The organism is Rhizobium sp. BK650 (assembly GCF_014195325.1).
Taxonomy (GTDB): domain Bacteria; phylum Pseudomonadota; class Alphaproteobacteria; order Rhizobiales; family Rhizobiaceae; genus Rhizobium.
The window spans coordinates 216,486-240,434 of sequence record NZ_JACIBK010000001.1 but is presented as its reverse complement, the minus strand read 5'-3'; the positions used below and the strand labels follow the sequence as shown (position 1 = coordinate 240,434).

At 61.0% G+C, this 23,949-nt stretch carries 28 protein-coding genes; 18 read left to right on the top strand and 10 right to left on the bottom strand.

What is annotated here, in order from left to right:
* Positions 1–90: 90 nt before the first annotated feature.
* Positions 91–1,854, bottom strand: a complete 1,764-nt coding sequence (locus FHX15_RS01180; protein WP_184392940.1) for an adenylate/guanylate cyclase domain-containing protein — start codon at positions 1,852–1,854, stop codon at positions 91–93.
* A gap of 203 nt (positions 1,855–2,057) precedes the next feature.
* On the opposite strand from FHX15_RS01180, the gene FHX15_RS01175 reads away from it, so the two are divergent.
* Positions 2,058–2,321 carry a DUF982 domain-containing protein gene (locus FHX15_RS01175; protein WP_184392938.1) on the top strand — a complete coding sequence of 88 codons (264 nt, stop codon included), beginning with the start codon at positions 2,058–2,060 and terminating at the stop codon, positions 2,319–2,321.
* Positions 2,322–2,773: 452 nt separating this feature from the next.
* On the opposite strand, the gene FHX15_RS01170 is transcribed toward FHX15_RS01175, so the two are convergent.
* Entirely contained in the window at positions 2,774–4,261 is a 1,488-nt protein-coding gene (locus FHX15_RS01170; protein WP_184392936.1) for a virulence-associated E family protein, read from the bottom strand.
* Positions 4,262–4,562: 301 nt separating this feature from the next.
* Here FHX15_RS01170 and FHX15_RS01165 point away from each other — a divergent pair, with 301 nt between their 5' ends.
* Together FHX15_RS01165 and FHX15_RS01160 are read left to right on the top strand one after the other, a co-directional pair.
* Positions 4,563–4,715, top strand: coding sequence for a hypothetical protein (locus FHX15_RS01165; RefSeq protein ID WP_184392934.1), 153 nt, complete (start codon positions 4,563–4,565; stop codon positions 4,713–4,715).
* Positions 4,716–4,924: 209 nt separating this feature from the next.
* Positions 4,925–5,608, top strand: a complete 684-nt coding sequence (locus FHX15_RS01160; RefSeq protein ID WP_184392932.1) for a hypothetical protein — start codon at positions 4,925–4,927, stop codon at positions 5,606–5,608.
* Positions 5,609–5,641: 33 nt separating this feature from the next.
* Here FHX15_RS01160 and FHX15_RS01155 read toward each other — a convergent pair whose 3' ends face one another.
* Positions 5,642–5,890 carry a hypothetical protein gene (locus tag FHX15_RS01155; RefSeq protein ID WP_184392931.1) on the bottom strand — a complete coding sequence of 83 codons (249 nt, stop codon included), beginning with the start codon at positions 5,888–5,890 and terminating at the stop codon, positions 5,642–5,644.
* Positions 5,891–5,948: 58 nt separating this feature from the next.
* The gene (locus FHX15_RS01150) at positions 5,949–6,422 is read right to left on the bottom strand and encodes an Hsp20 family protein (RefSeq protein WP_184392929.1); all 474 of its coding nucleotides are present in this window, start codon (positions 6,420–6,422) and stop codon (positions 5,949–5,951) included.
* 244 nt (positions 6,423–6,666) lie between these two features.
* On the opposite strand from FHX15_RS01150, the gene FHX15_RS01145 reads away from it, so the two are divergent.
* The 3 genes from FHX15_RS01145 (at position 6,667) to FHX15_RS01135 (ending at position 8,286) form a co-directional block, all read left to right on the top strand.
* The gene (locus FHX15_RS01145) at positions 6,667–7,023 is read left to right on the top strand and encodes a hypothetical protein (RefSeq protein WP_184392928.1); all 357 of its coding nucleotides are present in this window, start codon (positions 6,667–6,669) and stop codon (positions 7,021–7,023) included.
* 9 nt (positions 7,024–7,032) lie between these two features.
* On the top strand, positions 7,033–7,329 hold the full coding sequence (locus tag FHX15_RS01140) for a hypothetical protein (protein ID WP_184392926.1): 297 nt from the start codon (positions 7,033–7,035) through the stop codon (positions 7,327–7,329).
* A 147-nt stretch (positions 7,330–7,476) separates the two neighbouring features.
* A complete protein-coding gene (locus FHX15_RS01135) occupies positions 7,477–8,286 on the top strand; it encodes a class I SAM-dependent methyltransferase (protein WP_184392924.1) in 810 nt (269 codons plus the stop codon).
* A 7-nt stretch (positions 8,287–8,293) separates the two neighbouring features.
* Here FHX15_RS01135 and FHX15_RS01130 read toward each other — a convergent pair whose 3' ends face one another.
* Positions 8,294–9,049, bottom strand: coding sequence for an SDR family NAD(P)-dependent oxidoreductase (locus FHX15_RS01130; RefSeq protein ID WP_184393980.1), 756 nt, complete (start codon positions 9,047–9,049; stop codon positions 8,294–8,296).
* A 177-nt stretch (positions 9,050–9,226) separates the two neighbouring features.
* On the opposite strand from FHX15_RS01130, the gene FHX15_RS01125 reads away from it, so the two are divergent.
* From FHX15_RS01125 to FHX15_RS01105, 6 genes are all read left to right on the top strand, one after another.
* A complete protein-coding gene (locus tag FHX15_RS01125) occupies positions 9,227–9,919 on the top strand; it encodes a L,D-transpeptidase (RefSeq protein ID WP_409526995.1) in 693 nt (230 codons plus the stop codon).
* Positions 9,920–10,080: 161 nt separating this feature from the next.
* On the top strand, positions 10,081–10,203 hold the full coding sequence (locus FHX15_RS30840; protein WP_007815309.1) for a hypothetical protein: 123 nt from the start codon (positions 10,081–10,083) through the stop codon (positions 10,201–10,203).
* Between the two features lie 156 nt (positions 10,204–10,359).
* A complete protein-coding gene (locus FHX15_RS01120) occupies positions 10,360–10,968 on the top strand; it encodes a hypothetical protein (RefSeq protein ID WP_184392920.1) in 609 nt (202 codons plus the stop codon).
* Positions 10,969–11,028: 60 nt separating this feature from the next.
* Positions 11,029–11,616 (top strand): protein-S-isoprenylcysteine O-methyltransferase, encoded by a 588-nt coding sequence (locus FHX15_RS01115; RefSeq protein WP_184393978.1) that lies wholly within the window; start codon positions 11,029–11,031, stop codon positions 11,614–11,616.
* A gap of 216 nt (positions 11,617–11,832) precedes the next feature.
* The gene (locus FHX15_RS01110) at positions 11,833–12,618 is read left to right on the top strand and encodes a hypothetical protein (protein ID WP_184392918.1); all 786 of its coding nucleotides are present in this window, start codon (positions 11,833–11,835) and stop codon (positions 12,616–12,618) included.
* Entirely contained in the window at positions 12,615–13,448 is an 834-nt protein-coding gene (locus FHX15_RS01105) for an SDR family NAD(P)-dependent oxidoreductase (protein WP_184392916.1), read from the top strand. Before FHX15_RS01110 ends, FHX15_RS01105 begins: the two co-directional genes overlap by 4 nt.
* 24 nt (positions 13,449–13,472) lie before the next feature.
* Here FHX15_RS01105 and FHX15_RS01100 read toward each other — a convergent pair whose 3' ends face one another.
* Positions 13,473–13,757, bottom strand: coding sequence for a hypothetical protein (locus FHX15_RS01100; RefSeq protein WP_184392914.1), 285 nt, complete (start codon positions 13,755–13,757; stop codon positions 13,473–13,475).
* 131 nt (positions 13,758–13,888) lie between these two features.
* On the opposite strand from FHX15_RS01100, the gene FHX15_RS01095 reads away from it, so the two are divergent.
* The 6 genes from FHX15_RS01095 (at position 13,889) to FHX15_RS01070 (ending at position 20,158) form a co-directional block, all read left to right on the top strand.
* Positions 13,889–14,578: a CerR family C-terminal domain-containing protein gene (locus FHX15_RS01095; protein WP_184392912.1), complete on the top strand. Its 690-nt coding sequence runs from the start codon at positions 13,889–13,891 to the stop codon at positions 14,576–14,578.
* On the top strand, positions 14,575–15,582 hold the full coding sequence (hlyD, locus tag FHX15_RS01090; RefSeq protein WP_184392910.1) for a secretion protein HlyD: 1,008 nt from the start codon (positions 14,575–14,577) through the stop codon (positions 15,580–15,582). The genes FHX15_RS01095 and hlyD overlap by 4 nt, the downstream gene beginning before the upstream one ends.
* A complete protein-coding gene (locus tag FHX15_RS01085; protein WP_184392908.1) occupies positions 15,579–17,318 on the top strand; it encodes an ATP-binding cassette domain-containing protein in 1,740 nt (579 codons plus the stop codon). Before hlyD ends, FHX15_RS01085 begins: the two co-directional genes overlap by 4 nt.
* A complete protein-coding gene (locus FHX15_RS01080; RefSeq protein ID WP_184392906.1) occupies positions 17,315–18,439 on the top strand; it encodes an ABC transporter permease in 1,125 nt (374 codons plus the stop codon). Before FHX15_RS01085 ends, FHX15_RS01080 begins: the two co-directional genes overlap by 4 nt.
* Position 18,440: 1 nt before the next feature.
* Positions 18,441–19,553 carry an ABC transporter permease gene (locus FHX15_RS01075; protein WP_184392904.1) on the top strand — a complete coding sequence of 371 codons (1,113 nt, stop codon included), beginning with the start codon at positions 18,441–18,443 and terminating at the stop codon, positions 19,551–19,553.
* Between the two features lie 209 nt (positions 19,554–19,762).
* The gene (locus FHX15_RS01070) at positions 19,763–20,158 is read left to right on the top strand and encodes a DUF1236 domain-containing protein (RefSeq protein WP_184392902.1); all 396 of its coding nucleotides are present in this window, start codon (positions 19,763–19,765) and stop codon (positions 20,156–20,158) included.
* Positions 20,159–20,349: 191 nt separating this feature from the next.
* On the opposite strand, the gene FHX15_RS01065 is transcribed toward FHX15_RS01070, so the two are convergent.
* From FHX15_RS01065 to FHX15_RS01050, 4 genes are all read right to left on the bottom strand, one after another.
* Complete coding sequence (locus FHX15_RS01065; protein WP_184392900.1) at positions 20,350–21,189, bottom strand: aspartyl/asparaginyl beta-hydroxylase domain-containing protein; 840 nt, start codon at positions 21,187–21,189, stop codon at positions 20,350–20,352.
* Positions 21,190–21,472: 283 nt separating this feature from the next.
* Entirely contained in the window at positions 21,473–22,516 is a 1,044-nt protein-coding gene (locus FHX15_RS01060) for a Gfo/Idh/MocA family protein (RefSeq protein ID WP_184392898.1), read from the bottom strand.
* A gap of 9 nt (positions 22,517–22,525) precedes the next feature.
* Positions 22,526–23,311, bottom strand: a complete 786-nt coding sequence (locus FHX15_RS01055; RefSeq protein ID WP_184392896.1) for a ThuA domain-containing protein — start codon at positions 23,309–23,311, stop codon at positions 22,526–22,528.
* Positions 23,312–23,493: 182 nt separating this feature from the next.
* Complete coding sequence (locus FHX15_RS01050; protein ID WP_184392894.1) at positions 23,494–23,835, bottom strand: DMT family transporter; 342 nt, start codon at positions 23,833–23,835, stop codon at positions 23,494–23,496.
* Between the last annotated feature and the right edge of the window lie 114 nt (positions 23,836–23,949).

The window sequence follows — 23,949 nt, the reverse complement described above, 5'->3', positions numbered from 1 at the left end:
CGGCAGGATGCACGCAGAATATTGCCTGCTGTGACGGATTGCCCGTTCTCAGTAACGCCGGCTATGCCCGAGCTCACAGCTGGTTGGCGGTCAACTTTCTCCTGCCGCTCGTGAGCGCAGGCGTTCGGCGCCGTTGCGGATTGCCGCAAGCGCCACCGGATTCGTAACCGGATAGCCCCGTATAAAAGCTTCCGCCGAGAATCCGGGGAAGGGCTCATCCAGACGAGCAACGAACCGTGCCGCATCGCCTTCGCGGTTGAGCATCGCGGCCGCCATCGCCGTGAACAGGAGCGTCGCCGGCGATTGGGGCGGAGCCTTGTTGAGAGCCGCGATGCATTCCTTGTACAGGCCAGCGACGAAGCAGCAGCGGCCAAGCATGCCATAGTACCAGGGTATGCTGGGATTGAGTCGGATGGCTCGCCTTGCGAGCTCGCAGCCGTGCTTCGGTTCACCCGCGACCAGCGCCATGTTGCCAGCCAGCATTGCGATCGTGTCGGCGTCATGGGGTGCGGATGTCAGGACCATCTCATGATCGTCCAAAGCACCTTCCAGATCACCCCGCAAAGCTCTGAATCCGGCGGCGCCCAGCCTGGCGGTCAGGTCTTGCGGATCGAGTTCCAGGGCCTTCTCGACGCAGTCTTCGAAAAGACGGACCGCCGAAGCCGGGTCTTCGGAAAATCCGTTGCAGACGCCAGCGGAATAGGCACACCCCAAGCCGGTCCATGCTCTCGCGAGCTTTGGATCAAGCTGGACTGCGCGCGAAAGAAACCGGATGGATTCTGCAATGGAGGCGCGTGTGAACAGATCGAGCTGTTCCTCGCCGAGGAGGTAGCAGTCGTAGGCCTGCAGGCTCGCAGGTTTTTGACGCCGGAGCACGTCGCGCCTGAACTTGAGAAGTTTCCCGGAGCAGTTTCCGAGCGCGTTGACGACGCTCGCCGTGACCGCATCCTGCAGTTCAAACAGGTTGTCGACCGTCTCGTGGTAACGCGCGGTCCACAGACTGGCCCCGTTGGACGCATCCGTTAGCTGGACCGAGATCCTCACCTGATCTCCGCTCGCCTGAAGATTTCCCTCCAGCACATAGTCGGCCTTCAGCTGCCGTCCGATCGACACGACATCGTTTTCGCAGCCCTTGTAGGCCATCATTGTCTGCCGGGAGATCACGGCGAGGTTCGGATAACGCGCAAGATCGGCGATAATGTCTGCGGCAAGTCCGACAGCAAGCCTTTCCCAGAACTCGTCCCCCGCAAGATTGGCGAAGGGAAGTATCGCGATGACCGGGGGGCCGGAAGAATCACCTGATGGTGCAGTCGAAGGCGAGCCGGTCACCCTCGACACGCCGGGCCCGGCCGACCAATCGACCTGGAAGACGGGGATCGCGGTCGGGATGTTTTTCAGAACCCGCTTGCCCATGTTGCGGACCCTGAATTCGGCTTTCGCACCGAGCTGGTCGCGAACCGGACCGGAAATGCATATCGCAGACGATCCCGCGATCGACTGCAGCCGCGCCGCCACGTTGACGCCGTCGCCAAGCAGATCGTCGCCTGCGATAATAACGTCTCCGAGATTGATGCCGATACGTAATTTCAGGCTGCTGTCGCCATCGCCTTCGTCTGCCGAGAATTCACGCTGGATCTGAATCGCACAGCGAACTGCCTGAACCGCGCTCGAGAACTCGGCCATGATGCCATCTCCGGCAAGACCGAAGATACGGCCGGCATATTGCGCGACAAGCCTGTCGATCCGCTCCCGGCTTCGATCCAGAGCGCGTATCGTTCCTTCTTCATCAAGAGCCGTCAGCCGACTGTAGCCAACCACGTCGGCGGACATGATTGCGGCAAGCTTTCGATCCATCACGCGTCCCCGCGCAGATCCGTCCTCGGTATCCGCAATCTACTACCACTCGCGGGAGTGGTCTAGCGATCGGGCACCTCGACCAGGAACCGGAGCAAAATCGCTGAAATCCAGGTACCAGACAACGACATCGTGACTGCCCCCTCCCCTGGCACGCCTCTTGCACAGTTAACAATACGCCATCCCATCTGGAGTATTGTGTCATGGAATGGGACACTCCAATCGAATTCGATCCCGTGATCCTGATGTTTCACGATCCGGACAGGCTCCTGTCCGTGCGAACGGCCATCGGAGCCGCCAATGCACTCATGAAGGAATTCCCCTCGGATGACGGGGAGGAATATCTTGCGGCGATCAAGATCTGTCTCGATGTCGTCCAGGGCAATGCTGAGCCCGGGGAATTGAGGGCGGCGATCATTCGCGCTGCAGCCGAGGCCGGGATCACCGCCATCGCTGTACTTCACTGAACCGTCCGCCTCGTGAAGAGCCAAGCCTTCGCCCGAGGTCAGCTGCCGAAGCGGCGATCGCCCCTTGCCGGCCTTGCTTTCGAGGGATACGGCGGTCCGGCTTGTGTGATTACGCATTTTCCGGCAGATTGCGTAAGCGTGTTAATTTAATGAATCCAGTATCTTAGATGCAAAAATTACCGAATTACGGAGTTACAGCGCGTTTCCACTTCTCATGAAGATATGAAACCGTGCATCGCAAACGTCATCCTCCCTCTCCACCATGTTTCACCATAATCTTCGTAATTGCGTAATAACATCTGTATCCCGTTGATAAATATAACGAAACGGGGTTACAATAACTCCGTGTGCATTCGTAATTGCTGTCGGCGATTCCGCGAGCTGGCTCAAAAAAGAAAGCCGCCCCGAAGGGCGGCGCAGGTAGCTGACAGACCACTGCAAAACCCGCGACATCATCCTTGGCCTTGTGCCGAGGATCTGCGCCGGCCGATTAAGTCTCTGAAAAAAATTGCTTTGTCGTCAGGAAATTGCAGTGGCCAGATGCTCGGCAAAAGGCCGAACATGACGGATGAGACTTTGTCCCCGAAGGGCGGCATCTCTCCACTTGCAGGGCACGTTTTAGAAACTCGCGTCTCGTCTTCGCAGGTCTTGCTCGAACACGATGCGGTTATCGGCCCATCTCGCCCAGGGCTGGGCGTTCCCATCGCCACGACGATAGACGCGCACGGAGCGCCCGCGGCAATTGACAGGCGTCGAAACCGGTCGAACCCCAGCCCGGCAAGCGCCCTCTGCAGGTTGCCGCGCCAGCCGGCAGGCAGGCGGCTGGCATCCTCGCTTCCGCCGGTCAGAAGCTTGCGCATGTCCGCACACGGCACCATCATGTCGCCGTCAGGGATCAGGTCGCGGATGATATCGTAGGTGGGGCCGAAATCCATCACGCCGTGATGCAGGGCTTCAAGATCGGCCTTCAATACCGGGTCGTCCAGCCACAGTGGCTCATGCTCGCAGATCGTCATGACCTCGGCCCAGATCTGCACACGGTCGGCCCGGATGGCCGCGAGATCGATCCCGGCGGGCCTGACCGGCCACCAGCGGCGGTTGCCGCTCGTGTCGGTCAGGAACTCGTCGGCGTTGGTCGTGGCGTAGAAGGCGAACTGGCGGGGCACGTCGTCGGGCTTCTGCTGATACGCCCCGCGTGCGGTATCGACGCGGATCGTGATGAACTTCCTGATCGTCTCGATCTCCCGGGTCGACCGGCCCGCAAGCTCCGCGAGCTCGACGACCCAACGCCCGCGCGTGATCTCGATCACTTCGCGCGCGCTTTCGCCAACCGTCAGGCCGTCGGTCACCCATTCCTCGACCGGAACGAGCGCCCGGCCGAATGACGATTTTCCGAGGCCCTGCTTGCCCTGCAGGGTCAGCACATGGTCGAACTGGCACCCGGGATCAAAGACGCGTCTTGCAAGCGCGGAGAGCCATTTGCGCGCGAAGGCGCGGTTCAGGCGCGTATCCTGGGCGCCGAGATAGCAAGTCAGGAACGTATCGACGCGCGGCGTTCCATCCCATGCCGGCAGTGACGACAGCCAGTCTTTCACGGGGTGATAGGGATGCCGGCCGGCGACCTTGTCGATGATGGGATTGATGTTGAAAACCTTCGGCGTCAGGCCGAATCCTTCCAGCCATTCCACCGCTTCGGCAAGATCGTTGTTTCCGACGGCGCGAGGCTTCCAGTCGCCCTTGCGCAAATCCCACGGCGGCCGGCGCAGCAGCATCGTCCGGCCGCTGAATTCATCGAGGGCAAGCATTCCGCGCGCGTCGGGATGGTGTTCCAGCACCACGGTCCAGTTGAGCGTGAGGCCAGGAAGGGGATTGCCCTTGTCGTTGGTCTTGAGCATGGCGAGCCAGTCGCATGACGAAGCCTGCGCGTTCATATGTGACATGAGATTTTCCGCGTGGGATGGAGTGGTGTCCCTTCTCCCCACTGGGAGAAGGGGACGTGGGCTGGTTCGGACGTCACCAGACCTATTCGGAAAATGGTTGGCAGATAGAATCGCGCTGCGAGTCAGGGCTCGACGCCCCCAGGGCACGCTGCCGAGTTGGCAAGTCCAAGCGGATCGGAGCGGTGAGAGGCAATTGCGCCCGAATAGGTACTTGCCACAGTTGCCGATGCCGATGGTATTGGGGAATATTCATGCTCCGGCCCGGAAGGCCTGCGCCGTGACGGATAAGGGGGACAATGTCATGCCCGTAAAATACCTTTTGGCCGCGGCGGCGATCGCGCTTCTGACCGTTTCAGGGTGCGCAACCAGCGGCACCGGCGGCGACAACACGACCTACGCAACGCCGCTGGGGATCGGTCCCGTTCGCGCCAGCGGCGCTATCGGCGGCTATTAGCAGCCGCTGATTTCCGATCGTGAGATAGCTCTGATTTCAGGTATCTGGGATACCTTTCTGATCTGCTGGGCGTCGCCCACGAATGCCGCGGCCGTACCCGCCCTTGGCCCATGCCGGCAAATGATGGATATATGCAGCCAGGGATAACAGCGCGCCGCCCAACGAGGCGCGGAGACGCTGTTGGCAACCGCAGGCCGGGGATTGCTTTCATGGCAGATGACGTGAGCGCGGCGCGCCGCCAGAACATCGCCGGCCTGCGCCGGTTCCTCGATCTTGAGCAGCAGCGCGACTGGATGCGGGGCGAGACGATCCTGCGCGACGCCGAGGAGCGCTCGCAATCCCTGGAACTGCGCCTCAAATACGTCGCCAGATTCGAGAAGCTGCTGCGCCGGCCGCAGGCGAAACAGGTTCTGGATATTCTCGGGCGTTACGGCAGCGAGTGCATCCCGATTCCGCGGCGGACGGAGCGTCACTATTGGTCGGTCTCCTGTCTGCCGTCGACGCCCGGCAAGGCGCTCGTTCGCCTCAATGCGAGCTGGATGGAGCTCTTCTCGCTCTATGCTGACGGAGAGGACATCCGCGCCTTGTTCCTGGTGCATCTTTCCGATTTCACCGCCGACCGCTCGCTCGATCACGGCCAGGTGGACGAGGATTTCCTTAAGCGCTGCGTCATACGGCCGGAAGACATCAGCTATATCTTCCCCAGAGGCGAGGACATTTTCGGCATCAAGGTCCGCGGTTTTTCCTCGATCGGCAAATTCATGGCGATGCCCCGCGCGCTGCAGGCGATCCGCGCATTCAACCTGACACACATGAACCGCGGCCGGAATGCCTATCAGGCGAGCCACTGCTACCGGCTGGCGGATCACATGCTGGGTGACGGCGGAGATTGAGCAGCGGATCGTTAGGCTCGGCCAGTTCGCCGGTCACGCGATCGCCTCGGGGGTCTGCTGGCGATCGAAGAGCCCCCGTGCGCCTTCGACCATGATCCGCAGATGCTCGGGATCGCGCACGCCTTGGCGATAAAGCTCCACCGTGATTGCGGCAATCCGCGCGGCCTCTTCAGAGGCCCTGTCGATGCCTGCCTCTTTTACAACAGTATCGAAAACAGGCTGACAGACGGAAAGATCGTGCGCATCGAACGGCTGCGGTTTTCGAACATCGATCGTTTTCATGTCCTGGCTATTGGAGCCGGCGCCGCCTTATGACACCGGCTCCTCCCTCCCCCTCCGATTAAGCGACGTTCTTTTCGCCTTCGATCATCTGCATCGGTGCCTGCGAACCCTCGGCGGCGCCGATTGCAATCTTGCGCGGCTTCATCTCTTCGGGAATCTCCCGCTTCAGCGCGATGGTCAGAAGGCCGTTCGTCAGCGAGGCGTTTTCGACGCGGACATGGTCGGCAAGTTCGAACCGCCGCTCGAAAGAGCGGCCGGCAATGCCGCGATGCAGATAGTCGCCCTGCTTCTCCTCGTTCTTCTCGCCTTTCACGACCAGCACGTTGCGTTCCTGGGTGACATCAAGATCGCCGTCGGCAAACCCTGCGACCGCCATCTGGATGCGGTAATCGTTCTCGCCGGTCTTGACGATGTCATAGGGCGGCCAGGTGTCGATGGCCTGCAGACGCTGCGGATTGTTCAGAAGGTTGAACACGCGGTCGAAGCCGATGCTCGAGCGGTAGAAGGGTGCGAAGTCGAATTCGTTTCTCATGACCAAATCCTCCGTAAAGCGAGTTGGAAAGGAGACGCGTCGGAAACTGCGTCTCCGGCTTCCGGCCCCCTCCTGGGCTGCCGGCAAAGTCGATTTGGTTTGGCTGTTTTCGCCTTTCAAGAGGCCCTGCGAAAATTTTTTTGAATACACCGCCGCGGTCCACTTGAACGCCGAAAACACCGAAACAATCTCTTTTCCGCCTGGAGATTTTCTTCACCTGTCGAAAGTTTTTAGGAGATCGAACATGACTATCGAAGGCACGACACCAGCTGGCTCGGCGAATGTCCTCGATGCCATCTCGGCGTCACATATCCTGCATCCCCATCGGCATTTTTCCCATCCGGACGAAGTCCTCGCGTCCGACAGGATAACGGCCGAAGAGAAGCGCGCGATCTTCGCATCATGGGCATCCGACCTTCACGCGGTCGAATCCTGCCCCGAATTGCGCCACCCCCCTGGCGTTCCCTGCTCCATCCGCTACCAGGACATCCTCGCTGCCCTGAAATCCCTGGATAGGAGTCAATCCCTGGACAGGGGCCGGCAGGATTTCCCCATGAAAACGCAGGCGGCGGCCCGCAAGCTGGCCGTTACCTTCGGATAGGAGAGCGGAATGCGCCAGAAGACAGCCCGGTCTCTGCCCGCTCCGGAAGGCAACCCGGTCACCGACAGGCTTGTTCTCGCATCGAGATATCAGGAATGCCTGCGCCGGCTTTCGCGCGCCGTTGACCGGCTGCATCACGCCGATCTCGGCGAGAAGCTGATGGAGATCGCCAAATGCATGGACCGGATGAGCTATGACATCGCGGTCCACGATGCGGGTGTCGAAGTCCTCAGACGCGCAGCACGCCTCATCGGCACAGTGGAAGCAATGGTCGACCGCAAGGCGAAGGCGTCGATCCTGCACTGACCGCTCGTCATGCACCTCTGCGACGTGCCAGTTGCGATCCAACGCGCCGCCATCATGCTTGAGATTGGTTTGCCCGCCGAAAACCACCTGCAGCAGACAAGTCTATGCTAGTCTCACTGTGTGTCGGAGCGGATGGTGGGAGCAGCAATGCTGGAAACGGACAAGATATTCGCCGGCTCGATTCCGGAAAACTATGACCGCTATATGGTCCCCCTGATTTTTGCGCCATACGCGGCAGATCTCGCTGAGCGCGCCGCATCGCTGTCGCCTGATACCGTCCTCGAAATCGCCGCAGGCACCGGCGCCGTCACCCGCGTCCTGGCGCCGAAACTGTCTGCCGGTGCACGCTATACCGTGACCGACCTCAACCAGCCGATGCTCGATTATGCCGCTTCGCGCCAGGCCCCCGACAGCCGCATCGAGTGGCGCCAGGCGGATGCCCTGGCGCTGCCGTTTGAAGACGCAGCCTTCGATCTCGTCTTCTGTCAGTTCGGCGCAATGTTCTTTCCAGACCGCATATCGGCCTACCGCGAAACGATACGGGTTCTGAAGCCCGGCGGGCATTTCCTGTTCAATGTATGGGACCGGATCGAGGAAAATGTCTTTGCGAATGACGTGACGAATGCTCTGGCCGAGATGTTTCCGGACGATCCGCCGCGTTTTCTGGCACGCACGCCGCACGGTTATCACGATACAGCTCTGATCCGCAGCGACCTCCAGGAGGCCGGTTTCTCAAGCATAACGATCGAGACGAGAGCCGAGCAAAGCCGGGCGCCCTCGCCGCGTCTTCCTGCCGCCGCCTATTGCCAGGGAACGCTTCTGCGCACCGAAATAGAGGCGAGAGGCGGAAAGCTGGACGCCGCCACCGATCACGCCGCATCCGCGATCGCAGCCAGACACGGCAGCGGCGAGGTAGCGGCAAAGCTTCAGGCACATATCATCATGGCTGCGGCATAAAACGAGCCTAATGCGCCGTATAGGCCCCATCCACCAGGTAGTGGGCGCCGGTGATGAAACTGGCTCGCTCGGACAGCAGGAAGCAGACGAGGTCGGCAACCTCATCAGGCGTTCCGCGCCGGCCCATGGGCTGAAGAGCTGCCATCCGGCGCGAACTTGCCGCCTCCTGATGCTGCGACAGGAGCGGAGTATCGATCCAGCCGGGGCCGACGGCATTTATCCGGATGCCGAACCTCGCATATTCGATCGCGGCGGCCTTCGTCAGCCCGACAACCCCGTGCTTGGCGGCGGTATAGGCTGCAGCGGTCGGCAGGGCGACGGAGCCGAGCGCGGAAGACATGTTCACGATTGCCCCCCCGCCCCGTTTCAGCATCGCTGCGATCTCGCATTTCACACAGTAGAAAACGCTGTTCAGGTTCACGTTCATCAATCTGTGCCAGTCTTCGAGCGGATAATCCGCCACCGCGGCCCTCACCCCGTCAATGCCGGCATTGTTGACGGCGAGATCAAGACCGCCGCATGTTTCGACGGCAAAATCGACGAGATCCTGCACAGCCGCCGCATCGCTCACGTCGACGACGAAGGCGTGAGCGCTTTTCCCGCTGAGCTGAATTGCGGCCGCAGTCTGATGCACGGCATCGGCATTGATATCGGCAACGACGACCTCAGCCCCCTCGTCGGCGAGTTGCCGGGAAACCACAGCCCCGATCCCGGACCCCGCGCCCGTCACAACGACGACTTTTCCTTCCAGACAAAGTTTCATCATGTCCACCCATTTCAATATGCTAATACTCAAGCGAACATCGGCTTGACGCAAGGAGATTCGTGGACCAATAAAATTATAAACCATTATAAGTTGCGCACCCTGTCGTTTGACAAGTGCATGATTCTGCAAAGCGAATGTCCCGATCGGAAACGACGCGTTGCCCGGCCGGAAATCATGGGGACTGACAGAGCTATTTGGCAGGTGGAAATGGATAGACCAGAGCAATTCCAGCATAAGTGCGCAGCGGTTTTACGTCCGGAATTACGTGAAAACAAAACTCAAGTTGCTGTTAAGCGCCGTGGTCTCGTTTTGGGCGGCCTGGCCGCGATGCTGTGCGGCTGCACGACGACATCGGATGGTCCGCCGCTCGGCTATCGCGTATTCGGGAGCGACCCGGATGTCGATCCTCGTTACCGGCGCCAGGAAGTGGCCTATACCGGGCCTGAGCCGCCCGGCACCATCGTCGTCGATACGGGGGCACGCTATCTCTACTTCGTCGAGGGCGGCGGTGTCGCCACGCGCTACGGGGTCGCCGTCGGGGAGGAAGGACTGAGCTTCAAGGGCGAGGCCACGATCGGCCGCAAGGCCGAGTGGCCGTCCTGGAAACCCACGGACGATATGATCGCCCGCAAGCCGCGTCTGGCCCAATATGCCGACGGCGTGCCGGGCGGACCGGACAACCCGCTCGGCGCTGCGGCGCTTTACCTCTATCAGGGACGACAGGATACCATGTTCCGGCTGCACGGAACGAACGCACCCTGGTCGATAGGCCATGCCGTTTCGAACGGATGCATTCGGCTCACCAACGCAAACATCGTCGATCTCTACGCGCGCACGCACGTGGGAACGCGCGTGGTGGTCATTTGATCCCGTTTACCATTTGAAATTGGTGGGTTGGCCACACCGGTAAGTATCTGCTAATGTAGATTCGTTGCACATTGCATCACTCCCGCACTGTCCAAAGTGCCGATATCGTCAAACTTGAGGTGCAGTCTTTCAGGCCTGCACCAGGATGAGGAGAGGACTTAATGAGCAGAATTTTATTCGTAATCCTCGCAACGCTTGCGGTGGCCAATCTGAGTGCATGCGGGTCGATTGGCAAAGGCAAGGGGAAAGCTCCACCGCCTGCGGCAACGGCCGTCTACAAGTAAATTCGCAATGACACTTCGGAAGGGCTCAACAGGCCCTTCCCCTTTCTTACATCCTAAACCGGCCAGGCTTGAGCCACCTGCCATCCAGCGCGCGGGAACGGCTCATCATCTGGCATCAAGCTCGCATCCTGACGAGCTTGCACATGGAGCGTGTTGATGGCGCCTGCAAGAAGCCGCTTGTGCCTGATCGCTGTTCTGGCGGTCATTGTTTCATCGTGCCAGTCGGAAGACAAAGCCCCCCAGCCGCGCTATACATCGGATGGCCGCGGCCTGACAAAAGTTGACGGAGCCCAGAGCGCCAGTATCCAGAATGGCAGCAGCCAAGAGGCGGGCCGGCATTTCATCGAGTTTCGATCGCGCTATGCGCTGACCTACGGCCACACCTACGTCGTCTTCGGCCGCGCCGACAAGAACGGGAGAATGATCAATCCCGAAGTTGCGGGACTTGCCCCGGCATCGCCAGATGCAGCCCCTTACGTCCTCGGCCATTTCATTCCCGTCCCCGCCACGACGGGCGCGACGGACGGCGACCTCGAAGAGCAATACCGTTCGGCAAGCTGGCGCGTGATGCTGACGGATGAGCAGTACAACGACACGGTCGCCTATATCAGGGGCCTGCAGGCGCGAAGCCGCCTCTGGGAGGCGACCGTCTACAATTGCAATGCCTTCGTGGCCGACATTGCGCGGCACATGGGCTATAAGACGCCGGGTATCTGGCTTCGGCCGCAGCAATTCATTACGAATCTGCGGGAGATGAATACTTGATAAAAAGGCAGAGCGATCCCAAAAAGCGGATCGTGGAAAGGTTCTGGTGCCGGCTTGAACTTGTCAGTTCACACCATTGGCGAGATCGTCTGGGTCGTCGGAATTGTTGCATGGTACGTCATTCGATACCCATTTGAGCGCCGCGGCAAGCGGGTGCCTGTCGTCAGCAGCCGACGGAGCGCCTCCGAGAGAATAGCGCTTGCGGCCGCTCTCGCGGGTCTCGCGATCGTGCCGGGTTTCTATGTCGCGACGGGCATTCCGAAAGCCGCCGATTACCCTGCGCAGGCCTGGGCGGTCGTGGTAGGCGCCATCATCTTCGCACTCGCCATGTGGGTCTTTCGAAGGACGCACAAGCAGCTCGGGCGAAATTGGTCCATCACGCTGGAAATCCGCCAGAAGCACGAATTGATCTGCGCCGGCCCCTACGCGCATGTCCGCCATCCCATGTACACCTCCTTCATGCTGATGGGGCTTGCACAGGCTTTTCTGCTGTCGAACTGGGTGGCCGGTCTTGCGGGCCTCGTCGGTTTCGCCGTGCTTTTCTTCCTGCGCGTGGACAAGGAAGAGCGTATGATGCTCGACGTATTCGGTCCCGAGTACCGCGCCTATATGGACAAGACGAAGCGGATCATTCCTTATCTCTACTAGACCAATTCCAGCAAATATGTGCAGCGGCTCCGCGTCCGGAATTGCGTGAAAACAAGGAGATAGATGATTTGGATGTTTCGGATAAAAACGGAAGCGATCACTGCCTGATTCCTTAAATCGGAGTCGATTTAAGGACAAATTATGCAGTAGGTTTAAGTGCTACAGCGTCCTTTGCGCGGCTGAAAAGACGCGCGGCGCTGTAGGGGGAGGATAAGGATGAGGGGACGAACGATCAGGCTGTCGCCCGCACGGCGGCTCGTCGGAGATCTGATGAGATTTTCGATCGGCATACCGCGCGTCACCGTCCAGCGGCAGATGAATATCCGGCCGCTGCTGGAGGCGAGAAGCGCCTGCGATCCCCGGCCGTCATGGACCGTGCTGTTTCTGAAGGGCTATGCGCTGCTCTCGAAGGAGACGCCGGATCTCCGGCGCGCCTATATCAAATTCCCGGTTCATCAGCTCTACGAATATCCCGAAAGCGTAGCCTCTGTTGCCCATGAGCGCGAGCATGAGGGCGAGCGGATCGTCCTCCTGAGCAAGATAAAAGGGCCGGAACAGCGCCCCATTCCCGAGCTTGAGAAGCTGATCCGCGAAGCCCGCTCACTGCCGATTGGCGAGATCAAGGACTTCCGGCGTTCGCTCAAACTGGCCCGGGCGCCTGCCCTGCTCCGCTGGTCCATGATGTGGCTCGGGCTCAACCTGGCAAAGCGGCGCGGGCATTATTTCGGCACGTTCCAACTCTCGGTCTATTCCGGCCTCGGCGCCGAATCCTTGAATCCGCTGACGCCGCTCACCACGCTGCTGAACTACGGCCCGATCGATGCCGACGGCACGGTCACCGTGCGCATCCACTATGACCACCGCGTCATGGATGGCGCCAGCGTCGCGCGGGCGCTGGAGCGGTTCGAAAGGATTCTGAACGGCGAGGTCGTTGACGAGCTGAAAGGGCTGGCCCACGATGGAACTTCCATCGGTGCGGCGATCGCAGGAGCCTCTTCATGACATCAAGCAGCGAGCTTCGCTCGGCTGTCGTCGTTCTCGGTGCCTCCCGCGGCATCGGGCGGGCCATTGCCAGGGTTGCGGCGCGCGAGCGCAATATCATCGTCCTTGTTGCCCGCTCCCCGGAGGAATTGGCAGCGGCGGCGACCGAGGTGGAGACGGCCGGCGGCGAGGCTTTCACGATCGCCCTCGATCTCCTGGCGTCAGACGCATCGTCGCGCCTCGAGGCCTTTCTGACCGCCAATGGTTTGACCTGCGGCGTCCTCGTCAACAGCGCCGGATATGGACTGCGCGGCGCCGCGACGTCGCTTCCTGCCGACGATCAGCTCGGCATCATCGATCTCAATATCCGCGCGCTCGCCGATATGACCCTTCGCTTTCTGCCCGGCATGGTGGCCCGCCGGAGCGGCGGCGTGCTCAATCTCGGCTCCGTCGCCGGTTTCACTCCCGGGCCCTACATGGCCTTCTATTATGCCAGCAAGAGTTTCGTGCGCTCCTTTTCGGCCGCCCTTCACGAGGAGGTCCGTGGCTTCGGCGTCACCGTGACCTGCGTGGCACCTGGCCCGGTATCGACGGACTTCCTTGAAAAATCCGGCGCCAATCGCGCCGCTCTCTTCAAAGTCCTGCCCAAGCTCGATGCAGATTATGTCGCCGAACGGGCGTGGCGCGGCTTCAAGTCTGGCCGCCGCCTTGTCGTTCCCGGCATTTCCGCCAAGCTGACGGCGTTTATCGCGACGGTCCTGCCGACCGCAGCAGCTGTCCGGTTGATCGGCCGGGTTCAGCGCAGAAGCAGAGATCCGCGCCCTCACGGATCAGGATCGGGGATCAGCTAACGTTGTGAAAGCAGCGCAGCCGCATCATCGATGCTCCTCGCTGCGCACGAAGACCTGCTTCGAATTCTGCGTGTCGTCGCCGTGCGATGCGTCCTGCCTGATCTCGAGCCACCAGACCGCAGTCAGGTGCGGCGCCGTCAGCTGCCCCTCGTGAGGCGCCTGCTTCAGGACTTCGTTTTGCCGGCGGCTGCCCTTTTGCAAACCGGCATCATCGGCGCAAACCATGGTCACAGGAAGAACAAGGACAGCGCCGGCAACGAGCGCTGTCCAGGCATGCCGTCCCATACTTGGCGTGACAGGTTTTCTCATCAGGCCATTCAGCCATAATATTAGAGTTTACGGAAGTACAAACTGTAAACCCGGCGAGCGCAACCGCACCGGCTTGCCCCGAAAACATTCATTCGATTGACTGAAATCTTTGCTTGAGCTATAAATGAGACATGACTGATGAACAGACTCAATCGAACCGCGCCGAGATCACGCGGGAAAAGCTGCTGTCTGCGGCACTCGACGTCTTCGGCCGTTACGGCTTCGACGGCACGTCGACGCGGCAGCTGAGCGAGGCTGCGGGCGTCAACCTGCAGGCCATTCCCTATTATTTCGGCAGCAAGGAAGGCCTCTATGTCGCGACGGCGGAATATCTGGTCACCCGTATCGAGCGCCATGTCGGCGGCCTGCGGCAGCGCATTGGCGCCCGTCTCATGGAGCTCGCTTCGGCCGGAGAAGCACTGAGCGAAGAAGAGGCGCGGCTTTTTCTGACCGATATGGCAATGACCATGGTCAGCCTTTTCGTCAGCAAGGAATCGGAGCCCTGGGCGCGCTTCATCATCCGCGAGCAGATGGAGCCAACCGAGGCTTTCGCCCGGGTCTATCGAGGCCTAATGGGTCCGATGATCGGCATCGTGCGGCAGATGATCGGCGCGATCCTGGGCGAAGACCCGGCCAGCGAACATGTGCGGCTGCGCACCCTCGCCTTCGTCGGCAACATCATGGTCTTCCGCGTCGCTCACGCCGCCGTTCTCGCCCAGATGGAGTGGCAGTCGGTCGGCCCTGAACAACTCCAGACCCTGCGCAATCTTGTTGCAGAGCTTGTCGGCCTGCTGGAGCCGACGAAAGGACATAGAAGATGAGACGGATCGTCCCCCTTGCCATCATCATACTCGTTGCGGCGGGTGCTGCCGCCTGGTGGTACGGCCTTCCGCAGAAATTCGGCTGGCTGCCGGAACGATCAGGAGAATTCGCGCTCTACGGCAATGTCGATATCCGCCAGGTCTCCCTCGGCTTCCGCGTCAATGGCCGGATTGCCTCGCTTGCCGTCGATGAGGGCGACATGGTCAAAATCGGTGATGTGCTCGGCCAACTCGATGCCGCGCCTTTCGCGGCCGCCGTTGCCTCTGCCGAAGCCGATGTCGCCGCCCTGCAGGCAACACTCGACAAGCTGAAGGCCGGCCCGCGCCCGACGGAAATCGCCCAGGCCCAGGCCGCCTATGAGGAAAGCCTTGCCGCGCTCAACAATGCCAATATCGCCTATGACCGCGCGCGTCAGCTGCGCCCGCAGGGCACGATTTCGGAGGCAAGTCTCGACCAGGCGACGGCCAACCGCTCGATGGCCGCTGCCCGCGCGGATTCCGCCAACGAGGCGCTGAAACTTCTGCAGGAGGGCAGCCGCGTGGAGGACATCGCCAATGCGCAAGCGCAGTTGCAGGCCGCGCAATCCTCGCTCACCTCCGCCCGCATCTCGCTTGCCGATACCGAATTGCGTGCGCCGAACGACGGCGTCATCCTTTCCCGTGTGCGCGAACCCGGCGCCATCGTTTCGCCTGCCGATACCGTCTATGTGCTCTCGCTGACGCAGCCGGTCTGGGTGCGCAGCTATGTGGCGGAAGGCGATCTCGGCCGCCTGCATCCCGGCATGAAGGTTCAGGTGACCTCGGATACGCAAGCCGATAAACCCTACGACGGCACGATCGGCTTCATCTCGCCGGTGGCCGAGTTCACGCCGAAATCGGTCGAGACGCCGCAATTGCGCACCGACCTCGTCTATCGCCTGCGCATCGTCATCGACAAGCCTGGCCCGGACCTGCGCCAGGGCATGCCGGTCACGGTGCGCTTTCCCTCGCCGGCCACGCCATGAGCCCCTCCTCCACTCCGACGGATGAAGCGCTGGTCCGGCTGACCGATGTCACCAAACGCTTCAGTGATGGCCCGGCCGCACTCGATTCCGTCTCCGGCGAGGTCAAGCGCGGCGCCATCACCGGCCTCGTCGGCCCTGACGGCGCCGGCAAGACGACGTTGATCCGGCTGATGACCGGGCTCATGCTGCCCGACAGCGGCACGGTCGAGGTGTTGGGCTTCGACACGCGCAAAAACCCGGCCGCCATCCAGGCATCGATCGGCTACATGCCGCAGCGCTTCGGCCTCTATGAGGATCTCTCGGTTCAGGAAAACCTCGATCTCTATGCCGATCTGCGCGGCCTGCCGAAGGGCGAGCGCGCCGCAGCCTTCGACGAGCTTTTGACTTTCACCGATCTGAAGCGCTTCACGACACGGCTTGCCGGCAAACTCTCGGGCGGCATGAAGCAGAAGCTCGGCCTTGCCTGCGCGCTGCTGAAAAAGCCGCGCCTGCTGCTGCTCGACGAACCCGGCGTCGGCGTCGACCCGATCTCGCGGCGCGACCTCTGGAAAATGGTCGAGAACCTGACGCAGGAAGGCATCGGCGTGCTCTGGTCGACGGCCTATCTGGACGAGGCCGAAGCCTGCGATCACGTTCTGCTGCTCAACCAGGGCAAGCTGCTCTTTTCCGGCAAGCCGCACGACCTGACCGGCCACGTGGAGGATCGCGTCTTCAAGGTCTCGGGTGTCACGGGCCGCAGGCGCCAGGTGCTCGCCGAACTCCTGCAGGCGAAAGGCGTCATCGATGGCGTGATCCAGGGGGACGCCATCCGCCTCGTCGCTGGCAAGGACGGCGCCCCCGATATCGCCGCAGCCGGTGGGGCAAAACTTACCCCCACCCAACCTCGCTTCGAGGATGCCTTCGTCGATATGCTGGGCGGCGGCCCCGGCGGGCGCTCCAAGCTCGCGGAAGCGCAAGCGGCGCCGAGCGAAACCGGCGATCGCCCCGTGATCGAAGCCCGCGGCCTCACGAAGCGTTTCGGGGATTTCACCGCCGCCGACAAGATCACCTTCGATATAAGCCGCGGCGAGATTTTCGGCCTGCTCGGGCCGAACGGCGCGGGCAAATCCACCACCTTCAAGATGCTCTGCGGCCTGCTGAAGCCGACGGAGGGCGAAGGCCGCGTCGCCGGCTTCGATCTGCGCAAGGATGCCGCCGAGGCCCGCAACCAGCTCGGCTACATGGCGCAGAAATTCTCGCTCTATGGCGATCTCACGGTCATGCAGAATCTCGAATTCTTCGCCGGCGTTTACGGTCTTTCCGGCAGCATCAGGCGCGAGCGCATAGAGCTGATGACCGAGATCTTCGATTTTTCCCGCCATGCACGTCATTCGGCCAAGGATCTGCCGCTCGGCCTGAAACAGCGCCTGGCGCTCGCCTGCGCCGTCATGCACGAGCCCCGCGCGCTCTTTCTCGACGAGCCCACGTCAGGCGTCGACCCGATCACCCGGCGCGAATTCTGGACGCATATCAATGGTCTCGTCGAAAAGGGCGTCACGGTGCTGGTGACAACGCATTTCATGGACGAGGCCGAATATTGCGACCGCATCTCGCTGATCTATCGCGGCCGCTCGATCGCGCTTGGTTCGCCCGACGAGTTGAAGGCGCGCGTCGCCACCAGGGAAGCGCCGGATCCGACGATGGAGGATGCCTTCATCGCCCTCATCAAGGACTCGGAGGCGGAGAAAGCCGCATGAGCACCTCCTCCAGAGCCCGTCGCTTCGCCGCCCTCGTGCGCAAGGAAAGCTATCAGGCGATCCGCGATCCCAGCACCATTCTCATCGCCTTCGTCCTGCCGCTGATCCTGCTTTTCCTCTTCGGTTACGGCGTATCGCTGGATACGACCCGCACCCGCATCGGCCTGGTGCTGGAACAGGCAACGCCGCTGACGCAGGACCTCGCGGCAAGCTTCCAGGCCTCCCGCTATTTCTCCGTCGCCGTCGGGCGCGACCGGCGCATGTTCGAAGAGGATCTCGTGCTCGGCAACGTCCGCGGCATCGTCGTCATTCCCGCAGATTTCGCGCAGGACTATGCCGCCGGCAATCATCCGCAGATCCAGGTTCTCGTCGATGGTTCAGACCCGAACACCGCCAATTTCGTCCAGAACTATGCGCAAGGCGCCGTCGCCAACTGGGAGCGTCAGCGCCAGTCCGAAACGGTCGCCGCCGGGCCACCCATTTCCATAGAACAGCGCTTCTGGTTCAACCCGGAGCTGACGAGCCGCAACTTCCTCGTCCCCGGCTCCATCGCCATCGTCATGACGCTGGTCGGAACGCTTTTGACCTCGCTGGTCGTCGCCCGCGAATGGGAACGCGGCACGATGGAGGCGATGATGGCAACGCCCGTCACATCGGCCGAACTGCTTGCCGGCAAGATCCTCCCCTATTTCCTGCTCGGCCTTGCCTCCATGACGCTCTGCGTGCTGCTTGCCGTCTTCCTCTTCGGCGTTCCCTTCCGCGGCTCCGTTCTCGCGCTCTATACGCTGTCGGCCGCCTTCCTGATCCCCGCGCTCGGCCAGGGCCTGCTGATCTCGACGGCCACGAAAAACCAGTTCCTCGCCTCGCAGATCGCGCTGATCTCCGCCTTCCTGCCGGCCTTCCTGCTGTCGGGCTTTATCTTCGAGATCAATTCAATGCCTCGGATCATCCAGTGGATCACCTTCATCGTACCGGCGCGCTATCTCATCCCCAGCCTGCAGACGGTGTTCCTGGCGGGCGATATCTGGCCGATGTTTGCACGCTCGATCGCCGTCATGCTTACGATCGGCGGCATCATGTTCTTGCTGGCCGCCCGCAGCACCAGAAAGAGGATCGGCTAAGATGTGGTGGACCCGCCTGAAAGCCCTTATGACAAAGGAACTGCTCGCGGTGCTGCGCGATCCCAAGGGGCGCTTCGTGCTCATCGTGCCGCCGATCATGCAGCTCCTTGTCTTTTCCTATGCGGCAACGCTCGAGGTGCGCAATGTCGATGTCATGGTACTGAACCGCGACAGCGGCCATTGGGGACAGGAGCTGATCCAGCGCATCCAGGGCTCGCCGACCTTCCGGCGCATCGAGACTGCCGAAAACCAGGCCGATATCCGCAACGCAATCGACGGCCAGACGGCGATCGCCGCAATCGAGATCGGCCCGGATTTCTCCCGCAACATCGAGGCTGGCATTCCGGCCGACCTGCAGATCATTCTCGACGGCCGCCGCTCCAACGCCTCGCAGATCGTTTCCGGCTATCTGACCCAGATCGGCATGACGCTCTCGGCCGAAACACCGGCCGGCCGGCGCGCCGTGGCGAAAACGGTGGCGGCGGTGCCGCGCAACTGGTTCAACGCCAATCTCACCTATCAATGGTTCATGGTGCCGAACCTGATCGCCAGCATCGCGCTTCTGATCGGCCTCATCGTCACCGCGCTCTCCATCGCCCGCGAAAGGGAGCTCGGCACCTTCGACCAGTTGATGGTCTCGCCGCTGCGCGTGCATGAGATCCTGATCGGCAAGCTCATTCCGCCCATGATGATCGGCCTTTTCCACATGACGCTCTATGTGCTGGCAGCGATCTTCATCTTCGGCGTGCCTTTGCGCGGCTCGCTCTTCCTGCTTTACGGCAGCTCGATCTTCTATCTGGCTTCGGTCGCGGGCCTCGGCCTCTTCATCTCGGCGCTCTCGATGACACAGCAGCAGGCGATCCTCGGCGCCTTCCTGTTCATGGTGCCGGCCATGCTGCTTTCGGGTTTCGCGACACCGATCGAAAACATGCCGGACTGGCTGCAGCCGGTCACGATCATCAATCCGTTGCGCTATTTCCTCATCATCGTCAAAGGCGTTTTCCTGAAGGATATCCCGGCAGGCGAGGTGCTGAACCTGACCGTCCCGCTGGCGCTGATTGCGTCAGTGACACTCGGCGCGGCCGCCTGGCTGTTCCGCCGCAGGCTGGAATAGCCGCGCTTCACGCTATGTGAACCGAGCTCCCAAACCGTGACTCGGAAGCCGGAACAACGAAATGGCAGGCTCGTTAATCCAGCGCAAACCCAAGCAATTCCAGTAAAGCGCCCAGCGCCTTTGCGTCAGGGATTGCCTGAAAAGAAGCGGACAGCATTTTCGTCTTTCCTCGAAAAACGCAAATGCTCTCGAGCTAAAGGAGAAGCAAAATGTACAAGGTCCTTCTTGTATCTGGCGCACTTGCGCTTTCGTCTCTGGCCACGAATGCGATGGCTGACGGAGCTGTGACGGGTGCTGCCGGCGGCGCAATCACTGGCGCCATCGTTGGTGGTCCGGTAGGCGCCGCAATCGGCGGTGTGGCAGGCGGCGTAGCCGGTGCAGTAGTCGACCCGCCGCCGCGCGAGGTCGTAACCTATGTCGAACAGCAGCCGGCGCCGCCCACGTCTGTGGTGGTGCAGCAGCCGATCGTGGTCGGCAAGCCGCTGCCTGCGGAAGTCCAGGTCATCCCGGTGCCGGATAATCCGCGCTATGCCTATACGGTTGTCAACAACCGCCATGTGATCGTCGAGCCGCAGACCCATCGTGTGGTTCAGGTGATCGAGTAAAGCCAAGAAGGCCCCGCTGCGGCGGGGCCTTCTGCTTATGGACGCGGCGATGAACCCTCTCGTCATCCTTGGGCTTATCCCAAGGTCTGAGCCGTAGCCCATATCATCAACATGGATAGATCCTCGGGACAAGCCCGAGGATGGCGAAGAGCGAGCGGCCGGGGGCCTGTCTCCCCCATGATTCCGCCGTCTCAACCCCGATTGCGCAACGCTTCCGCCTGCGCATAGAACTTCTTTTCCCATTCCTTGTGATTATCGAGCCCTTCGCGGATGAACGGCGTGAAAATCGCGAGATTGAGCAGAATCCAGTTGATCACACGCGCCGGGAATTTCAGCGGCTTGACGAAATCGATGAACAGGACGACGCGCGTCTTGTCCGTGTGGTTCCAGGCCTCATGCTCATAGGCGTCATCGAAAATCAGCGCCTTGCCTTCCTGCCAGTGGCAGATCTGGTCCTTGACGCGAATGGCAATCTTATCGGCCGGCTCCGGGACGATCATGCCGAGATGCAGCCGCAGCACGCCATTATAGGGACCGCGATGCGGGGGCAGATGTTTGCCGGGCTCGAAGATCGAAAACATCGCCGTCTTCAACCCCGGGATCCTCTGCACGGCTTTCCAGGTTTCCGGGCAGGCCTGGATATTCTGCTCCGACTTCACGCCAAAGCCGACGAGGAAGAAGGTCTTCCAGCGATTATCCTTGGAGATGGTCTGCACGTCGGTGGAGATTTCCTGAAAGCTCGGCAGCTCGCTCTGGCGCACCAGCACGCGGTCGAGCTCCGCACGGATCTGTGGCCAGGCCTTTTCGACCTCCTTTGCCCAGGGGAAGACGGCATTGTCGTAGACCGGCGGATTGCCAAGTTTTGCATATTTGAAGTTCAGGCCTTCGGCCCAGGCCACGATGCCCATGAAGAAGCGCGTTATGGCGCTCGGCCGGTCCATGGGAGCGATCCCGGCGGTGGCAAAGTCTTGAGTAGCAGGGGCAGATGCTGCCTTTTCAGGAAGGGGCGTATTGGCAATACCGTCAGTCATGGGCTTTCCATTGCAGAAAACAGCAATTCCGGCAAAAGTGCGAAGCGGTTCTGCATCCGGAATTGCATCAAAAACGAAGAAATAGAACGCTTCCGTGTTTCGTAGGAAAAACGGAAATGCTCTGGCAATGAGATGGCTTTCCGCGCAGGAGGCGACAAGACAGCTGCTGCGTTGGCCATCGAACAAATATGGATAGTGCCGGGCGCGGCTCAAGTACAGGTTTAGCGGTCAAATGCCGCATGGGACCGCCGCGCACCAGCACGGCGGTTCCCTCGCGGAAGCATCAGACTTTCAGCTCCCGACGTTCCCGCTCGGTCACCATGGCAAGGTCGAGCACCTTCTGCAGGTTTGCTGCATGACGGAAGTTCGGATCGAGCTGCACGCCCGTTGCCACGGCTTCGGCAAAGCGCTGATAGTTGGTCAGAACCGGCGGCACCTCGACCGGCTTCCAGGTCGCGGTTTCGACGTCGTCACCAAGGCAGCCATGCAGCTCCGAACCGCTTGGGCGGTGGATGACTTCGAGGCTGCCCTTTTCGCCATAGATGCGCAGCTTCAGCTCGTTCAAATGTCCGGTCGCCCAGCGGCTGGCATGGATGACCCCGAGCGCGCCATTGGCGAAATCGACCGACATGGTGAAACTGTCATTGGCGTCGAGCATATATTCGCCGATCTGACCGCCCGGCGCCTTGTTGAAGGTTTTCAGCCGCGCAAAGACGTGATCGATATCGGTCGCAGCACCATAGGCGGCGAAATCGAGGATGTGGATGCCGACATCGCCGAGCACGCCGTTCGAGCCGTGACCGGTGGACAGACGCCACAGCCAGGTGGATTCCGTACGCCAGTCCCCCCAGGCGCGCGACACCAGCCAACTCTGCAGATAGGAGGCCTCCACATGCTTGATCGTGCCGAGCTCGCCGGCAAGAACCATCTCGCGGGCGCGCTGCAGCGGTGCGACATTGCGATAGGTGAGGTTGACCATGTTGATGACCCCGGCCTTTTCAGCCGCTTCCGTCATCTCCAGAGCCTTCGGATAATTTTCCGCCAGCGGCTTCTCGCACAGCACATGCTTGCCGGCAGCGATCAGCGCCATGGTGGTCGGATGGTGGATCCGGTCAGGCGTGATATTGGTCGCGGCATCGAACTCGCCCCAGGCGATCGCCTCGTCGAGCGTCAGGAACCGCTTCTCGATATTGAACTTGTCGGCAAAGGCGCCGAGGCGGTCGGGATCCGTGTCGACAGCACCGACCACGGTCACGCCGTCCATATTCATGAAGTGGGCGAGCTGGTTTTTCGCCATTACGCCCGTACCAAGAACGAGTAGTCGCATGGATGCTCCTCAACGATAACCGGCTTCGCCGGCCTGGTGCAGTCTCGGGCCGCGTTCGACGATCGGCTCCAGGGCTTTTTCTACCGGCACATTTGGCGCATCGGTGATGCTCTTCAATGCACCCTCGGGGTTATAGGCCCACTTCACGCCGTTGATCAGCACTTTCTGCACGTTGGCATCGTGATAGGTCGGGTAGGTTTCGTGGCCGGGGCGGAAATAGAAGATGTTGCCGGCGCCGCGCCGCCAGGTCAGGCCCGAGCGGAAGACTTCGCCGCCCTGGAACCAGGAAATGAACACCGTCTCCAGCGGTTCCGGCACGGAAAACTGCTCGCCATACATCTCCTCGTTTTCGAGTTCGAAATGCTCGCCGAGACCGGCTGCGATCGGGTGGCGCTGATTGATCGTCCACAGACGTTCGCGCTCGCCTGCCTCACGCCACTTGAGCGCGCAGGGCGTGCCCATCAGCCGCTTGAAGATCTTCGAGAAATGGCCGGAATGCAGCACGAGGAGGCCCATGCCTTCCCACACCCGCTTGGCGACACGCTCGACGACGACGTCGGAGACCGCGCCATGATCCTTGTGGCCCCACCAGGTCAGGACGTCGGTTTCGGCAAGCCGGGCTTCGCTCAGGCCGTGCTCCGGCTCCTGCAGGGTTGCGGTGGTCGCCGAAATCGCCGGATCGGTGTTCAGCGCCCTGGCGATGGTCGTGTGCATGCCCTCGGGATAGATGCCCCGGACGATCTCATTGGTTGTCTCATGGATGTTTTCACCCCAGACGATGGTGCGAATGGCCATGACTGTGCTCCTCTAAACCTTTAGATTTTTGGCAAGCAGAAGGGCGGGATTCAAAGCGCTTTGGGACGAAGGCCAGCCAAAGCAGTCCCTCCTCCCGATCAGAGGAAGACATAGACCTTTGTCGGTATTTTGACAAAGAGGATTTTCCGGCGCATGGGCATCCGGAAAAATCCCTTTTTACGTCAATGGGAAACGCTCTTGGAGAAGAGGTTGACAACGACCACGCCTGATATGATCAGCCCGAGCCCGATGATGGCGGGCGTATCCAGCCTTTGCTTGAAAAACACGAACCCGACCGAGGAAATCAGCACGATGCCCAAAGCGCTCCAGATCGCATAGGCAATCCCAACGGGAATGTGCTTCAGCGTCAGCGACAGGCAGTAGAAGGCAGCCCCATAGCAGGCGACGACGAGCGCCGTCGGCCCGAGACGGGTGAACTGCTGGGAGAGCTGAAGGGCGGTCGTGCCGATAACTTCAAGCACGATGGCTGCAACGAGCAGCCCATAAACGGCAGCTGGGTTCATGACGGTATTCCTTACTCGAGCAATTCCAGAAAGTGCGGCGCGATTTTGAGCCCGGAATTGCGTAAAACAAAAGAGATGGAGCATCCCCGTCATTACCCGAAACGGGCCGGACAA

What these genes read in the sequence shown, in the direction of transcription:
- FHX15_RS01180 (WP_184392940.1), bottom strand. Translation starts at nt 1,854, where the DNA reads ATGGATCGAAAGCTTGCCGCAATCATGTCCGCCGACGTGGTTGGCTAC.
- FHX15_RS01175 (WP_184392938.1), top strand. Translation starts at nt 2,058, where the DNA reads ATGGAATGGGACACTCCAATCGAATTCGATCCCGTGATCCTGATGTTT.
- FHX15_RS01170 (WP_184392936.1), bottom strand. Translation starts at nt 4,261, where the DNA reads ATGTCACATATGAACGCGCAGGCTTCGTCATGCGACTGGCTCGCCATG.
- FHX15_RS01165 (WP_184392934.1), top strand. Translation starts at nt 4,563, where the DNA reads ATGCCCGTAAAATACCTTTTGGCCGCGGCGGCGATCGCGCTTCTGACC.
- FHX15_RS01160 (WP_184392932.1), top strand. Translation starts at nt 4,925, where the DNA reads ATGGCAGATGACGTGAGCGCGGCGCGCCGCCAGAACATCGCCGGCCTG.
- FHX15_RS01155 (WP_184392931.1), bottom strand. Translation starts at nt 5,890, where the DNA reads ATGAAAACGATCGATGTTCGAAAACCGCAGCCGTTCGATGCGCACGAT.
- FHX15_RS01150 (WP_184392929.1), bottom strand. Translation starts at nt 6,422, where the DNA reads ATGAGAAACGAATTCGACTTCGCACCCTTCTACCGCTCGAGCATCGGC.
- FHX15_RS01145 (WP_184392928.1), top strand. Translation starts at nt 6,667, where the DNA reads ATGACTATCGAAGGCACGACACCAGCTGGCTCGGCGAATGTCCTCGAT.
- FHX15_RS01140 (WP_184392926.1), top strand. Translation starts at nt 7,033, where the DNA reads ATGCGCCAGAAGACAGCCCGGTCTCTGCCCGCTCCGGAAGGCAACCCG.
- FHX15_RS01135 (WP_184392924.1), top strand. Translation starts at nt 7,477, where the DNA reads ATGCTGGAAACGGACAAGATATTCGCCGGCTCGATTCCGGAAAACTAT.
- FHX15_RS01130 (WP_184393980.1), bottom strand. Translation starts at nt 9,049, where the DNA reads ATGAAACTTTGTCTGGAAGGAAAAGTCGTCGTTGTGACGGGCGCGGGG.
- FHX15_RS01125 (WP_409526995.1), top strand. Translation starts at nt 9,227, where the DNA reads ATGGGGACTGACAGAGCTATTTGGCAGGTGGAAATGGATAGACCAGAG.
- FHX15_RS30840 (WP_007815309.1), top strand. Translation starts at nt 10,081, where the DNA reads ATGAGCAGAATTTTATTCGTAATCCTCGCAACGCTTGCGGTGGCCAAT.
- FHX15_RS01120 (WP_184392920.1), top strand. Translation starts at nt 10,360, where the DNA reads ATGGCGCCTGCAAGAAGCCGCTTGTGCCTGATCGCTGTTCTGGCGGTC.
- FHX15_RS01110 (WP_184392918.1), top strand. Translation starts at nt 11,833, where the DNA reads ATGAGGGGACGAACGATCAGGCTGTCGCCCGCACGGCGGCTCGTCGGA.
- FHX15_RS01105 (WP_184392916.1), top strand. Translation starts at nt 12,615, where the DNA reads ATGACATCAAGCAGCGAGCTTCGCTCGGCTGTCGTCGTTCTCGGTGCC.
- FHX15_RS01100 (WP_184392914.1), bottom strand. Translation starts at nt 13,757, where the DNA reads ATGAGAAAACCTGTCACGCCAAGTATGGGACGGCATGCCTGGACAGCG.
- FHX15_RS01095 (WP_184392912.1), top strand. Translation starts at nt 13,889, where the DNA reads ATGACTGATGAACAGACTCAATCGAACCGCGCCGAGATCACGCGGGAA.
- hlyD (WP_184392910.1), top strand. Translation starts at nt 14,575, where the DNA reads ATGAGACGGATCGTCCCCCTTGCCATCATCATACTCGTTGCGGCGGGT.
- FHX15_RS01085 (WP_184392908.1), top strand. Translation starts at nt 15,579, where the DNA reads ATGAGCCCCTCCTCCACTCCGACGGATGAAGCGCTGGTCCGGCTGACC.
- FHX15_RS01080 (WP_184392906.1), top strand. Translation starts at nt 17,315, where the DNA reads ATGAGCACCTCCTCCAGAGCCCGTCGCTTCGCCGCCCTCGTGCGCAAG.
- FHX15_RS01075 (WP_184392904.1), top strand. Translation starts at nt 18,441, where the DNA reads ATGTGGTGGACCCGCCTGAAAGCCCTTATGACAAAGGAACTGCTCGCG.
- FHX15_RS01070 (WP_184392902.1), top strand. Translation starts at nt 19,763, where the DNA reads ATGTACAAGGTCCTTCTTGTATCTGGCGCACTTGCGCTTTCGTCTCTG.
- FHX15_RS01065 (WP_184392900.1), bottom strand. Translation starts at nt 21,189, where the DNA reads ATGACTGACGGTATTGCCAATACGCCCCTTCCTGAAAAGGCAGCATCT.
- FHX15_RS01060 (WP_184392898.1), bottom strand. Translation starts at nt 22,516, where the DNA reads ATGCGACTACTCGTTCTTGGTACGGGCGTAATGGCGAAAAACCAGCTC.
- FHX15_RS01055 (WP_184392896.1), bottom strand. Translation starts at nt 23,311, where the DNA reads ATGGCCATTCGCACCATCGTCTGGGGTGAAAACATCCATGAGACAACC.
- FHX15_RS01050 (WP_184392894.1), bottom strand. Translation starts at nt 23,835, where the DNA reads ATGAACCCAGCTGCCGTTTATGGGCTGCTCGTTGCAGCCATCGTGCTT.